We start from the raw sequence: 12,687 nt of genomic DNA, 5'->3' as shown, positions 1-12,687 counted from the left end.
CTCTCATCAGGCCCTAGAGCTCGATTTCCTTGCCCGTGCCCAGCGGCGCCTTGGGCATCGAGTGGCCCGGCGGCAGGCCTTCCATGTCCATGTCGATGGGCGGCTCGCTCGGGGCACCCGGGGCAGGGAAGCCGGGCGCGTCCAGCGGCCCGCTGCCGCCCACGCCGGGGCCTTCCTGCTGGAGGCCCTCGATCTCCTCGCGGGTGATGCCGGCCAGCGTCAGCACCTTGCGGGTGACGCGGATGCGGGCATGGCTGGTGAGCGCCATGGCGATGGAGTCCGACGGCCGGGCGTCCAGCGTCATCTTCTTCTTGCCCTGCTCCAGGAAGACGCGGCCCGAGTAGACGTTGTCACGCAGGTCGTCGATGCGGACCTCCGTCACCTTGGCGCCCAGCTCCGTCACCACGTCGTCCAGGAGGTCCTGTGCGAGCGGCTGGGGTGGCTGGCGCTCCGCCAGCCGGAAGGCGATGGAGATGGCCGAGGCTTCGTCCACGAACACCGGGAGGACGATGCCCTTGTCCTTGGTGGCCAGGACCACGGCGTGGGCCTGGGCCTCCTCCAGCGGGACGACATCCTGCACCTCGAGCTCGACGAGCTCGGAGCAGGCCTTGGGGTCGTCTTCACCTTCGGTGATGCAGGGCTGACCCTGAGCCTTACCCAGGGCCGCCAGCGCTACGGGTGGAGTGAAGGCGGGAAACATCAGCAGCCCTCCGAGCGCCAGAAGCACGGCCGAGAGAGGTGCGACGAACAAAGTGGCGCGGTTGGGCGTTTTCACGCCTTTAAGCTACGCACCCGGCCATCTGTCGGGAGGGTTGCGCTCCAGGCCCGGTTACCCCCTGATGCGTGGGGTGCTCCCCGGGCCGGAGGGCAGGCGGACAGGCTCAACGACGGTCGTCGTCGTCTTCGTCCTCGTCGTAGTCCTCCTCGTCGTCGACGTCCTCGTCCTCGTCTTCATCGAGGTCGTCGTCGTCCTCGTCCTCGTCGTCTTCCTCGTCGTCTTCCTCGAGCATGTCCTCCAGGTCCTCGGACTCCAACGTCATGGACACGGCGAACCGCTTGTCGAGCGCGGCGATCTGCGCGCGCATCTCCGTGAGCGCTGCGACGAAGTCCTCCGTGAGGTTGGCGGGCGCCTTGGCGTCGCAATGCGGGCAGACGATTTTTTCAGTCCCTTCGATGAGGTCCTGAGCGTCCAGCTCGAAGCTCGCCTCGCACTTCTGGCAGGTGAAGTCGATGCTCATGGTCGGGCGCGGCATACAAAGCACTCCAACCAGCTGTCAACGTCCGAGACGGGGGGACATTGGTAGGGGGCCTTGCTTCCGCTAGCGTTCGGGGCATGGACCTTCCCAAGTCGGTGGTGCATGCGCTCCATGACCGGGCCGCGCAACACGAGCAGCGCCCAGCCCTGTGGACGCGCCGTGGGGGGGCCTATGCGCCCACCTCGTGGTTTGAATATGCGCAACGGGTGCGGCGCTTCGCCCTAGGGTTGCACGCGCTGGGGGTGGGTGCGGGCCAGCCGGTGGGCATCCTGAGCTTCAACCGCGAGGAGTGGCACGTCGCTGATCTGGCGGCCATCGCCATGGGGGGCGTCCCTGTCGGTCTCTACACCACCAGCGCCCCGGAGCAGCTGGAGTTCATCCTGGGGCACTGCGAGGCCACGCTCCTGGTGGTGGAGAACGAAAAGCACCTGCGCACCGCCCTGGCCCTGCGCGAGCGGCTGCCCAAGCTGCGCCACGTGGTCGTCATCGAGGCGCCCACGGTGCTCCCGGAGGGCGTGCTGCGTTACGCGGACGTCATGGCCCTGGGCACCGGCGCGGACGAGAAGCCCTACTGGGACAGTGTCCACGCCCTGAAGCCGGAGGCCATGGGCTCGCTCATCTACACCTCCGGCACCACCGGCCACCCCAAGGGGGTGATGCTCAGCCACCACAACCTGGTGTGGACGGCGCAGCAGCTCACGGACTCGGTGACGTTCGGCCAGCCCGCCGCGTCCTCGCTCGTGTCGTATCTGCCGCTGTCGCACATCGCCGAGCAGATCATCTCCCTCTACAGCCCCTTGCTGAACGGGGTGCAGGTGTACTTCGCGGCATCGGTGGACACGATGCCGCAGAGCCTGCGGGAGGTGCGCCCCTCGTTCTTCTTCGGCGTGCCGCGCGTGTGGGAGAAGTTCAAGGCCAAGGCGGAGGAGGGGCTGGCCTCGCAGCCGCCCTCGAAGCGCCGGGTGGTGGCCTGGGCGCGCCGGGTGGCCTCGGAGCGGCATGAGCGGGTGATGCGCCACCAGAGCGTTCCGATGGCGCTGGAGGCCCAGTATCTGCTCGCTAGGCGGCTCGTGTTCGCCCCGCTGAAGGAGCGCATCGGCATGGAGCGGGTGTCCTTCTTCGCCACGGCGGCGGCGCCCGTCGGCCGGGAGGTGCTGGACTTCTTCGCCTCCATCGACATGGTCATCCATGAAGTGTGGGGCATGACGGAGGTGACGGGCCCCGGCACGGTGAACACCGAGTCCCACACGCGGCTGGGCTCCGTGGGCCGGGCGATGATGGGGGTGGAGCTGCGCATCGCGGACGACGGCGAGCTGCTGGTGCGCGGCGGCAACGTCTGCATGGGGTACTACAAGAACCCGGAGGCCACCGCCGAGCTGCTGGCGGACGGGTGGCTGCACTCCGGTGACGTGGGCCAGCTGGACGCGGACGGCTACGTCCAGATCACCGGCCGGAAGAAGGACATCATCGTCACCTCGGGTGGGAAGAAGACGTCTCCCTCCAACATCGAGGAGCTGCTGAAGGCCCTGCCCGGTGTGGGGCACGCGGTGGTGCTGGGCGAACGCCGCAACTTCCTGGTGGCCTTGCTGACGTTGGACGCGGAGAAGGCGCGGGCCCTGGCCAAGGCGCAGGGGTGGCCGGAGGACGCGGCTCGGCTCGCGGAGGATGCCCGCCTGCGCCGGTTCCTCCAGGAGCGCGTGGAGCGCGACGTGAACCCGAAGCTGTCCCGCTTCGAGACCATCAAGCGCTTCGCGGTGCTGCCGAAGGACTTCTCCGTGGAGGGCGGTGAGCTGACGCCGAAGCTGAGCGTGCGCCGCAACGTGGTGGCGGAGAAGTACGCCGGCCTCGTGGAGTCGCTCTACGACGAGTCCCCGCAGGGCGGTTCTCAGACGGGCTGAGCGCGCCGGCGCCGCGAGAAAGCGAAAGGGGCGGGGAACCTCGCGGTCCCTCGCCCCTTCGTGCTTCTGGCCCACGCGAGAAGCGCGGGCCTTGTGTCGCGGCCTACTTCGCGGCGCGCTTGTCCATGGGGACGTAGTCGCGGCGCGGGGCGCCCGTGAACACCTGGCGCGGACGGGCAATCTTCTGCTCGTTGTCCGTCACCATCTCCTCCCACTGCGCGCACCAGCCCACCGTGCGGGGGATGGCGAAGAGCACCGGGAACATCTCGACCTGGAAGCCCATCGCCTCGTAGATGAGGCCCGAGTAGAAGTCGACGTTCGGGTACAGCTTCCGCTTCACGAAGTACTCGTCCTCGAGCGCGATGCGCTCCAGCTCGACGGCGATCTCCAGCAGCGGGTTCTTGCCCGTCACCTCGAAGACCTCGTCGGCCACGCGCTTGATGACCTTGGCGCGCGGATCGTAGGACTTGTAGACGCGGTGACCGAAGCCCATCAGCTTCTTCTCACCCTCGCCGCTCTTCACCGACTTGATGAACTCCGGAATCTTGGAGACGTGGCCGATGTCGCGGAGCATGCGGAGCACGGCCTCGTTGGCGCCGCCGTGCAGCGGGCCGTAGAGGGCGCCGATGCCCGCGCTGACCGCCGAGTACGGATCCACCTCGGACGAGCCCACCGTGCGCACGGACGTGGTGGAGCAGTTCTGCTCATGGTCCGCGTGCAGGATGAAGAGGATGTCGAGCGCGCGCTCGAGCACCGGGTGGACCTTGTAGGTCGACGTGCCGATGCGCTTGATCATCGCCAGGAAGTTGGCGACGTAGGACAGGTCGTTGTCCGGGTAGATGTACGGCAGGCCCATCGTGTGCCGGTAGGAGAACGCGGCGATGGTGGGCATCTTCGCGATGAGCCGCGTGATCTGGATGCGGCGGCTCAGCGGGTCCTTGATGTTCTTCGCGTCGGGGTAGAAGCTGGACAGCGCCGCCACCGTGGAGCTCACCATGGACATGGGGTGCGCGTCGTAGCGGAACCCGTCCATGAAGCTCTTCACGTTCTCGTGCACGTAGGTGTGGTGCGTGACGAGGTGGTTGAACTGCTGCAGCTCCTTCTCCGAGGGCAGCTCACCGTTCAGCAGGAGGTAGGCGACCTCGAGGAAGCTCGACTTCTCCGCGAGCTGCTCGATGGGGTAGCCCCGGTACTCGAGGATGCCCTTGTCGCCGTCGATGAAGGTGATGGCGCTCTTGCAGTTGGCGGTATTGAGGAACGCCGGATCGTAGCCCATCAACCCAAAGTCATCGGCGCCCGTTTTGATCTGGCGGAGAGCATTGGTGCGAATACAGCCGTTCTCGATCGGGACCTCGTAGGTCTTCCCGGTCCGATTGTCGGTGATCGTCAGCGTGTCCTTGGCCATGGGGCGGAGATTTCACAGGGGGGAGAGTGCTTTCAACAAAAAAGAACGATAAGTCTGCTGGACGGACACTGAGGGTCTCATCCTGCATCAGTTATCCGAACACCCACCCTGGACAACTGGCGCCAGAACCCAGGAAAGCTCTTTTCCACGCACTCTGGACCGGTGAGTGTCAGCGGCGTGCCGGACAGGACACACAGTGTCGCAGCGGTCATCGCGAGACGATGGTCCCCCTCGCTGCTCATCTCGAAGCCCGAAGGTGGCGTGCGGGGTGACTGGATCAGCAGCCGTTCTCCTTGGAGCTCCGTGTTTCCGCCGAACGCCTTCACGAGCGTCCGGATGCCCTCGAGACGGTCGCTCTCCTTGACGCGGAGGATGCCCACCTCCGTGAGCGTGGAGGGCGCCGGAAGCACGCAGGCGAGCGCGGCCAGCGTGGGGAGCAGGTCCGGGCATTCCTCGCCGGAGGCGCGAAGGCCCCCTGAAAGCTGGCCCTCCACCTTGAGCGTGAAGGGAGCGTCCGCGGGTACCGCGCGCAGGCCCACCTGCTCAATCAACCGGACAATGGCGTCGTCCGGGTGGGCACTGCCCGTGTCCGCGCGCACCACGGTGCCGCCCGTCTTCCACGCCACCAGCAGCAGGTAGCCCAGGGACGACCAATCCCCCGGGAGCGTGGGGACGGCCGGGGGCGCCGCGTACCCGGCCACGGTGTAGCTCGACGGGGAGCGCTGGATGTCGAAGCCGAAGCGGCTCAGCCACGTGAGGGTCAGCTCCAGGTAGCCCGCACTGGTGAGGGGCCCGTCAATCTCCACGCGCCAGGGGCGGCGCTCGCGCAGGTACAGCGCCGCGCAGCCCAGCAGCAGGCTGGAGGCGTACTGGCTGCTCTGGGCGCCCGGCACGCGGAACACGGGAGGGACGTTCGACGTGTCACGGGGCGCGCGCAGCTCCACCGGCCAGGGCGTGCCCTCGGTGAGCGTGAGGCCCGCGGGACCCAGGGCCTCACGCAGGGAGGTGAAGAGCGGGCCGTGGGGCCGCTCGCCCAGGCGGGGCGTGCCGGTGAAGCGCGCCTGTGCGCCGGGCGTCACCGCCGCCTGGGTGGCCAGGATGCGGAAGGGCGCGCCGCCGTCCGCGCAGTCGATGTCGCGCACGGCGTCCGGAGGCAGACGCAGGGCCTCGACGCCCTGGCGCAGCACGCGCACGTCGGCGGGGAGGTCCTCGTCCGCCTCGGCCTGCACCGAGGGCAGCGGCCACGAGCCCGTGAGGTGCCCCAGCACCAGCGCTCGCTGCGCGTCCGACTTGGACACCGGCGGGGTGAGGGGCGCGGCGTGCAGCGTGGAGGGGTCCACCACGATACGGGAAGCCTTCGCCGTGCTCATGGCCGCTCCCCCTTCGTCCACGCGGGCCACAAGGCACGCCAGCTTGATTCGTCCACGTCACGCACCTCGGTGGCGCCAATGGCCGTCAGCAGCACCATGCGCAGCTCGCCCTTGGCGCCGGCCTTCTTGTCGGCGGTGAGCAGCGCCCGCACGTCCTTCATCGGCGCGCGGCGGAGCAGGGCGGCGGCGCGCTCGCGGCCCTGCACGCCGGGACCATTGGCCAGGGCGGCTTCGACCTCGGCGGCCACGGGCTCCGGTGTCACGCCCAGGTGACGGCCCACGTCCAGGGCCAGCAGCATGCCCAGGCCCACGCCGTCGCCGTGGGACAGCTTGAAGCGGGACACGCTCTCCAGCACGTGGCCGAAGGTGTGGCCGAAGTTGAGCACCCGGCGCAGCCCCGTGTGCTCGTACGGGTCCTGCGCGCAGATGCGCTCCTTGAGGGCGCGGGCGTCCTTCACGAGCTTCTCGACCGCGGGAGGCTTGCGCACGTAGCGGCGGAAGAGCGGCGCGTCGAGGCTGACCACCATCTTCCAGGCCTCCAGCGCGCCCTCGCGGCGCTGCGCATCGGAGAGCGTGTCGAAGAACTCGGGGCACACCCAGCCTTCGTCCGCGTAGTGGAAGACGCCGGCAGGGTTCTTCACCACGCGCCCGCGCACCGTCATGTCGACAGCGCCCTTGCCGCCGACGCTGCTGTCCACCGCCGCCAGCAGCGTGGTGGGGACCTGCACCAGGCGCACGCCGCGCTTGAGGACATGCGCGGCCACGGTGGAGACGTCACCGATGGTGCCGCCGCCCACGGCCACGAGCGTGCCGGAGCGCGGAAGGGCCAGGCCGTTGGCCAGGACCTTCTCCAGCGCGGTGAACGTCTTGGCGCTCTCGCCGCCGGTGAGCTGGATGATGGCGCGGGGGCTGCGCGCCTCCAGGGTGGGGATGAGGGTGGGGTGGAGCTTCGCGACGGTCCGGTCCACCACCGCCACGCTGCCCTCGGGCAGGTTCTTGGCGAGGCGGGCGAAGGTGCCCCAGCGGTCGGACGGCGGACGGTAGGCCCCGGGAGGAAGAGCACTCATGGCGCGTGGGGCCTCGCGTTGAGGTGGAGGACGAGGTCGGCGATGACGAGCGACACCATGGCCTCCAGCACCGGGACTGCCCGGGGCATGATGCACGGGTCGTGACGGCCACCCTTCGCGTGCTCCTGCAGCGTCGCGGGCGGCTTGAAGAAGGTGCGGATCTGCATCGGCTCACCGTTGGCGAGCCCGCCCTGGATGCCGCCGTACGCGTCCTTCACGGCGTGGAACTGGATGCCGGGCTGGCCAATGCGCTCGAGCAGGTCCGGCGGACCCCAGACGACGCCCGTGACGGCGCCGATGCTGCCCAGGGCCTGCGCGATGCGCGCCTTGAGCTTGCCGAAGATGGGCTCGCCCAGACCCACGGGCAGGCCCTCCACGCGCACGTCAATGGCGCCGCCCAGGCTGTCGCCCGCCTCCTTCGCGGTGAGGATGCGCTGGGACATCTCGTCGCGGATGGCGACGTCCGGGCAGCGCGTGGCGTGAGCGTCCACCTGCTCGCGGGTGAGTCCCGGCGCGGGCACGGCGGCCACCAGGTTGCCCACCTGGGACACGTAGGCGACGGTGCGGATGGAAGGCACGTCCCGGGCGAGGTACGCCTCGGCGATGGCGCCGCCGATGACGCGGCAGAGCGTCTCGCGCCCGCTGGTGCGCCCGCCGCCGCGGTGGTCGCGGTGCTTGAAGCGCTCGCGCCACACGGCGTCCGCGTGGCCGGGCCGGTCCTCGGCCTTCAGCTTCTCGTAGTCCCCCGAGCGCTGGTTGGTGTTGCGCACGATGGCGGCGATGGGCGTCCCCAGCGTCTTGTCCTCGAAGACGCCGGACAGGATCTCCACCTGGTCCGGTTCGCTGCGCGCGGTGGTGATGGTGGACTGGCCGGGGCGCCGACGGTCCAGCGCGACTTGAATCTGCTCGCGCGTCAGGGGCACGCCGGCGGGGCAGCCATCCAGGATGGCGCCGAGCGCGGGCCCGTGGCTCTCTCCAAACGTCGTCAGGCGAAACAGGTCGCCGAAGGTATTCATGTCGCGGACTCCCAGAGTTGGCGCTGACGCCGGGCTTGCGCGATGAACCACGCCGCACCCAGCAGGACCGGAGTACCGCCGCGACGGACAATCTCCGCGGCGATGCGCCGCCCCGGGGCTCCGTAGGCGATGACCGCCACACGGGCCCCGTCGAAGCGCAGGTCGTCAGGAGCGGGCACCCTATCGGGCCAGGTCCAGACGCCCGCCCCTGTGAGAGGCGCCTGGATGTCGGCGCGTCGCAAGACGCGCAAGTCGCAGCTCAGCTCCGCCGCCACGGACCGGAGCGCCGAGGTGGCGCCACCGTCCCCCAGGACGAAGACTTCGCGAGCCCCGAGCCGCTCGAGCACCGTGCGGGCGCCGAACGTATCGGTATTGAAGGCTTCCCACCGGCCGCCCCGGCGGACCAGCGTGTTGATGGCGTCCAGCGAGGACCCCGTGTGCTTCGCCAGGCGCAGCTTGAAGGGGCTGGTGACGGCGAAGCCTCCGTAGTGAGGCAGGAGCGCGTCCACCAAGGCCTCCACTGGCCCGTCCTCCGGCAGGTCGATGCGGTCGAAGGGCTGACGGTGGATGCGGGGCGAGCGCGAGTGGACGATGGACGTCCCCAGGATGCCCAGCCGCAGCGGCGGCGCCACCGTGTACCGGTCCGCGCCGCGCAGCGCTCGCACGGCGTCGTCCAGCAGCCGCTGGCCGGGCGCCGCGACCCAGGCGCCTCCCGCCGCGACGTAGTCCAACACGTTGTTCTGGGCGAGCAGCGCCCGCGTGGGCAACGCCACCGCGCCCATGCCCAGCACCGTGACACGCGTGGCACCGAAGCGCTCCACCATCCGCCGCTGCGTCTCCATCAGCGTGACGAGGTGGGCCGGGTCCGTCATCGGCTCCACATGCTTCACCAGGGCGTCGGCGGGCAGCTCACGCTCCCACAACTGGAGCGCTTCCTCCGTGGAGAGCTGCCGGCTCGCGTGGTGCGACGCGAGCAGCTTTCCCGGAGGGGCCGCCAGCGATGCCTGCTGCCCCGACGCGTCCATCAAGTCCCTGTCCACGCGCCAAGCCGCGGCCACCCAGGGGGCGGGCAGCGGCTTGCCGCGCTCGGAGACGAGCAGCGGCAGCACCGCCGCCAGCGCCTCGGGCGAGATGGCGTCAGGGGCGTGCAGGTCCGTGCGGATTTCCAGGACGTCCGCCCCACGGCGCTGGCCGTCGCGCGCGAAGCGGACGGCGTCTTCGCCGAGCAGGGTGGGGGGCAGGGTGACGACGCGCCGGGCGGGCGTCACAGGGGCACCTCGGGGGCAAGGCAGCCTCGGAGGAAGTCCTCCAGGGCCACGGTGGGGACGCGGGCGTGCAGCACCTCGCGCTCATGGAACACCGCGGACAATTCTTCTTCGAGCGACATGTCGGCGCGCAGCCGCGGGCGCGTCCGGTCCGTGAGCAGCCGCTCACGGTAGGTGTCGAAACAGATGGGGACGACCAGGGTGAAGAGCCCGGTCAGCGCGTCGGGGTGGTGCGACAGGAAACCGCCGCCCACGGCCACCAGCCCTCCGGCCGGCAGTTCTTGCAGGGCGCGGCGTTCAGCGGCCCGGAATTCCTGCGGCGCTTCCGCCACCCATCTGCGCAGCGGGCGCCCGTGCAGGCGCTCCAGGTGTGCATCCAGGTCCAGCCCGGGCCGCGCGAGCATGCGGGCCACCATGGGCAACAGCCGCGACTTGCCCGCGCTCCGGTGGCCGGCGAGCACCACCGTCTGGCCGGAGCCGGGGAGCGGGGAGGGGCCCGGGCGGGCTACCGCCTCCCTCAGTCCCGGCGCGAGCCGGGGATCCACCGAGGCGAGAATCTGTTCAACGAGGTGCCGCCGCTCCTTAGCGGACGGTGCCGACATAGACGTAGGCGGTGCCGAACGTGAGCGGATGCGCGGACCTTGCCGCGTAGGCCCCGGACTGGTCCATCAACTCCAGGAACTTGTCACCGGCCGGGAAGGCGGCGGACGTCTTGGGCAGGTACTGGTACGCGGCGCGGTTGCCCGTCAGCAGCCCTCCAATCGTGGGCATCACCGTCTTGCTGTAGAAGCGGAACAAGGCCCCGAAGGCACCCGTGGGCTGGCCGAACTCCAGCACTACGACGTGGCCACCGGGCCGGACCACCCGAGCCATCTCCTTCAGGCACTTCACCGGGTCATCCACGTTGCGGATGCCGAACGAGATGGAGGCCACGTCGAAGCTGTCGGCCGCGAAGGGCAGGTCCATCGCGTCGGCCACCTGGAAGTCCACCTGGAGGCCCGCCTTCTCCGCCTTGGCGGGGGCGCTCTCCAGCATCTCCGGGCAGAAGTCCGTGCCCACGACACGGCCGGAGGCACCCACCTTGCGCTTGAAGGCCAGGGCCAGGTCGCCAGTGCCCGAAGCGCAGTCGAGGACACGGTCTCCTTCCTTCGCGGTGCTGAGCCGGACGGCCTTCCGGCGCCACAGCCGGTGGATGCCGAACGAGAGGACCTCATTCGTCACGTCGTACTTCGTGGCGATGGAAGAGAACATCTCACGGACTTCAGTGCTCATCGCGCCCTCACGACCTGGGCCGGGCTTTCCGGCCGCCAAAGGTGTCGGTCCACCGCGTCTAGCACGGCTGGCAGCCGCCGCATCAACGTCTCGAAGCGTTCAGGCGTCAGGGCCTGGTGCCCATCGCACATGGCCTGCTCGGGCTTCGGGTGGACTTCAATCAACAATCCGTCCGCCCCCGCGGCCGCGGCCGCCAGCGACATGGGGAGGATGAGCGCCGGGTCACCCGTCGCATGGGACGGGTCGACGATGACGGGCAGGTGGGAGCGCTGCTTCGCCCAGGCCACCGCCGCCAGGTCCAGCGTGTTGCGCAGCTCCGTCTCGAAGGTGCGGATGCCGCGCTCGCACAGCATCACCTGTTCGTTGCCGCCGTCGAGGATGTACTCGGCGGCCAGCAGCCACTCCTGCAACGTGGCCGACAGGCCTCGTTTGAGCAGCACGGGCTTGCGCACCTTCCCCAGCGCCCGAAGCAGCGAGTAGTTCTGCATGTTGCGCGCACCCACCTGGAGGATGTCCGTGGACTCCTCCATGAGGGGAATCTGCGCCGACTCCATCACCTCACTGATGATGGGCATGCCGTGGCGGCGCCCGGCCTCCGCCAGGACGTGCAGGCCCGGCTCACCCATGCCCTGGAATGCGTAGGGACTGGTGCGAGGCTTGAATACGCCACCGCGCAGGACATGCGCACCCGCGGCGGCCACCACCGAGGCGGCGTGCTGCACCTGCTCCGCGCCTTCCACCGCGCAGGGGCCAGCCATGACGACGAACCCTGGGCCTCCGACTTCCACGGGGCCCACTCGCACGCGAGTGCCTTCGGGCCGCTCCACGCGAAGCACCCGCAGCGCGCCCGGGGCCCGTCCGGACCCGGCTGGTTCGTCTGGCCGCTTGCCTCCCACGGACCCTCCCATTCATGGAGTTCAAGAGGTTTTGAACTCCTTGGTGCATGTATAGCCGAGATGGCTTAGAAGACAACCGAAGGTGATTGCGACGCAATCGCCGATGAGGAACGCTGATGAAGACGCACAATCCCGTTGAGAGCCAGCGCTGGGTGGCCGGAATGACGCCCCTTGCGGTGGTGGATCCGCTCGCGGGTGCGGACGTATTGGGCGTTCCGACCGTCTATTGGGAGCGTCCGCTGGCGCAGGACGCAGCGGCGGGGTGGGGTGAGGCGGCGGTGGTGGAGGCGCAGGACGCCTCCGACATTCCTGACGTGCTGGCCTCGCTGGGCCGCGTGCAGGTGCGCTGGCTGGGCGAAGCCCCGGAGTCGATGCCGGGCCCCTGGTTTGGCGGCATCCGTTTCGGTGACTCGGGCACGGTGGACACGGGGTGGGCGTCGCACGGTGTGACGCGCTGGACGCTGCCCGAGGTGCTGGTGTTCCGCACGGCGCGCGGCGCGTGCGTGGTGGCTTTCGCGCAGGAAGGCCGCGGGGGGGAGGACCTGGTGCGCTCGCGGCTGGAGCGCGTCCGTGCCTGCTTCCCAGAGTCGTACCGGCATGCGCGCGGCGAGCCCGTGGCGTTGGAGTTGCGCGCGTCGCGGCCGGACTTCGAGGTGCGGGTGCAGCGCGCGCTGGACGCGATTGCGTCCGGGCACCTCCAGAAGGTGGTGCTGGCGCGCCCGCTGGATGCGGAAGGGCCCGCGCCCTTTGATGTGGTGGACGTGCTGGCGCGGCTGCGTGAGCAGAATCCCCGCTGCGCCACCTTCCTGTTCCGCGCGCCGGACGACACGTGCTTCCTGGGCGCGACGCCGGAGACGCTGTGCCGGGTGGACGGTCAGGTGCTGGAGACGGAGGCCCTGGCGGGCACGGCCGCGCCCGGCCAGGCGGACGGGCTGCGGGGCCATGACAAGAACGTGCGCGAGCACGCGTCCGTGGTGCGCTACCTCGTCACCGCGTTGACGCCGCTGGCGGAGCAGGTGTCGTCGGACGCGGAGCCCGCGCTGCTGGCCTTGAAGAACGTCGTGCACCTGCGGACGGGTTTTCGCGCCGAGCTGCGGCCGGGGGTGACGCCGGCGCAGGTGGTGGAGGCGCTGCATCCCACGCCGGCCGTGGGCGGTACGCCCCGGGAGCGCGCACTGTCGTTCCTGGTAGAGCACGAAGGCCTGGACCGTGGGTGGTACGCGGGGCCGGTGGGCTGGGTGG

General features: G+C 69.9%; 12 protein-coding genes. 2 read left to right on the top strand and 10 right to left on the bottom strand.

Annotated features, from left to right (window positions below):
- Positions 1-13: 13 nt before the first annotated feature.
- Complete coding sequence (locus tag FMP39_RS29830) at positions 14-700, bottom strand: bifunctional nuclease family protein (protein ID WP_090491535.1); 687 nt, start codon at positions 698-700, stop codon at positions 14-16.
- Positions 701-881: 181 nt separating this feature from the next.
- Positions 882-1,253: a hypothetical protein gene (locus FMP39_RS29825; RefSeq protein WP_194858615.1), complete on the bottom strand. Its 372-nt coding sequence runs from the start codon at positions 1,251-1,253 to the stop codon at positions 882-884.
- 80 nt (positions 1,254-1,333) lie between these two features.
- Between FMP39_RS29825 and FMP39_RS29820 the strand changes: the two genes are divergently transcribed.
- Complete coding sequence (locus tag FMP39_RS29820) at positions 1,334-3,154, top strand: long-chain fatty acid--CoA ligase (protein WP_194858614.1); 1,821 nt, start codon at positions 1,334-1,336, stop codon at positions 3,152-3,154.
- A gap of 103 nt (positions 3,155-3,257) precedes the next feature.
- Here FMP39_RS29820 and FMP39_RS29815 read toward each other — a convergent pair whose 3' ends face one another.
- The 8 genes from FMP39_RS29815 to aroF form a co-directional block, all read right to left on the bottom strand.
- Positions 3,258-4,559: a citrate synthase gene (locus FMP39_RS29815; protein WP_141593496.1), complete on the bottom strand. Its 1,302-nt coding sequence runs from the start codon at positions 4,557-4,559 to the stop codon at positions 3,258-3,260.
- A gap of 77 nt (positions 4,560-4,636) precedes the next feature.
- The gene (locus tag FMP39_RS29810; protein ID WP_194858613.1) at positions 4,637-5,929 is read right to left on the bottom strand and encodes a 3-phosphoshikimate 1-carboxyvinyltransferase; all 1,293 of its coding nucleotides are present in this window, start codon (positions 5,927-5,929) and stop codon (positions 4,637-4,639) included.
- Positions 5,926-6,996, bottom strand: a complete 1,071-nt coding sequence (locus FMP39_RS29805; protein ID WP_141593494.1) for a 3-dehydroquinate synthase family protein — start codon at positions 6,994-6,996, stop codon at positions 5,926-5,928. Before FMP39_RS29805 ends, FMP39_RS29810 begins: the two co-directional genes overlap by 4 nt.
- Entirely contained in the window at positions 6,993-8,012 is a 1,020-nt protein-coding gene (aroC, locus tag FMP39_RS29800) for a chorismate synthase (RefSeq protein ID WP_141593493.1), read from the bottom strand. Before aroC ends, FMP39_RS29805 begins: the two co-directional genes overlap by 4 nt.
- Positions 8,009-9,280, bottom strand: a complete 1,272-nt coding sequence (locus FMP39_RS29795) for a shikimate dehydrogenase (RefSeq protein WP_141593492.1) — start codon at positions 9,278-9,280, stop codon at positions 8,009-8,011. Before FMP39_RS29795 ends, aroC begins: the two co-directional genes overlap by 4 nt.
- The gene (locus FMP39_RS29790; protein WP_228558452.1) at positions 9,277-9,822 is read right to left on the bottom strand and encodes a shikimate kinase; all 546 of its coding nucleotides are present in this window, start codon (positions 9,820-9,822) and stop codon (positions 9,277-9,279) included. Before FMP39_RS29790 ends, FMP39_RS29795 begins: the two co-directional genes overlap by 4 nt.
- A gap of 37 nt (positions 9,823-9,859) precedes the next feature.
- Positions 9,860-10,549: a bifunctional demethylmenaquinone methyltransferase/2-methoxy-6-polyprenyl-1,4-benzoquinol methylase UbiE gene (gene ubiE, locus FMP39_RS29785; RefSeq protein ID WP_141593490.1), complete on the bottom strand. Its 690-nt coding sequence runs from the start codon at positions 10,547-10,549 to the stop codon at positions 9,860-9,862.
- Entirely contained in the window at positions 10,546-11,457 is a 912-nt protein-coding gene (gene aroF, locus FMP39_RS29780) for a 3-deoxy-7-phosphoheptulonate synthase (RefSeq protein ID WP_011553556.1), read from the bottom strand. The genes ubiE and aroF overlap by 4 nt, the downstream gene beginning before the upstream one ends.
- 104 nt (positions 11,458-11,561) lie before the next feature.
- Here aroF and FMP39_RS29775 point away from each other — a divergent pair.
- Positions 11,562-12,687, top strand: a 1,126-nt coding sequence (locus FMP39_RS29775) for an isochorismate synthase MenF (RefSeq protein ID WP_141593489.1), incomplete at its 3' end; no start/stop codon positions are given.

The sequence above is a fragment of the Myxococcus sp. AB056 genome (assembly GCF_006547365.1).
Taxonomy (GTDB): domain Bacteria; phylum Myxococcota; class Myxococcia; order Myxococcales; family Myxococcaceae; genus Myxococcus; species Myxococcus virescens.
This window is presented reverse-complemented; position numbering and strand designations above follow the sequence as displayed.

What these genes read in the sequence shown, in the direction of transcription:
- FMP39_RS29805 (WP_141593494.1), bottom strand. Translation starts at nt 6,996, where the DNA reads ATGAGTGCTCTTCCTCCCGGGGCCTACCGTCCGCCGTCCGACCGCTGG.
- FMP39_RS29815 (WP_141593496.1), bottom strand. Translation starts at nt 4,559, where the DNA reads ATGGCCAAGGACACGCTGACGATCACCGACAATCGGACCGGGAAGACC.
- FMP39_RS29830 (WP_090491535.1), bottom strand. Translation starts at nt 700, where the DNA reads ATGTTTCCCGCCTTCACTCCACCCGTAGCGCTGGCGGCCCTGGGTAAG.
- aroF (WP_011553556.1), bottom strand. Translation starts at nt 11,457, where the DNA reads ATGGGAGGGTCCGTGGGAGGCAAGCGGCCAGACGAACCAGCCGGGTCC.
- FMP39_RS29825 (WP_194858615.1), bottom strand. Translation starts at nt 1,253, where the DNA reads ATGCCGCGCCCGACCATGAGCATCGACTTCACCTGCCAGAAGTGCGAG.
- aroC (WP_141593493.1), bottom strand. Translation starts at nt 8,012, where the DNA reads ATGAATACCTTCGGCGACCTGTTTCGCCTGACGACGTTTGGAGAGAGC.
- FMP39_RS29820 (WP_194858614.1), top strand. Translation starts at nt 1,334, where the DNA reads ATGGACCTTCCCAAGTCGGTGGTGCATGCGCTCCATGACCGGGCCGCG.
- FMP39_RS29810 (WP_194858613.1), bottom strand. Translation starts at nt 5,929, where the DNA reads ATGAGCACGGCGAAGGCTTCCCGTATCGTGGTGGACCCCTCCACGCTG.
- ubiE (WP_141593490.1), bottom strand. Translation starts at nt 10,549, where the DNA reads ATGAGCACTGAAGTCCGTGAGATGTTCTCTTCCATCGCCACGAAGTAC.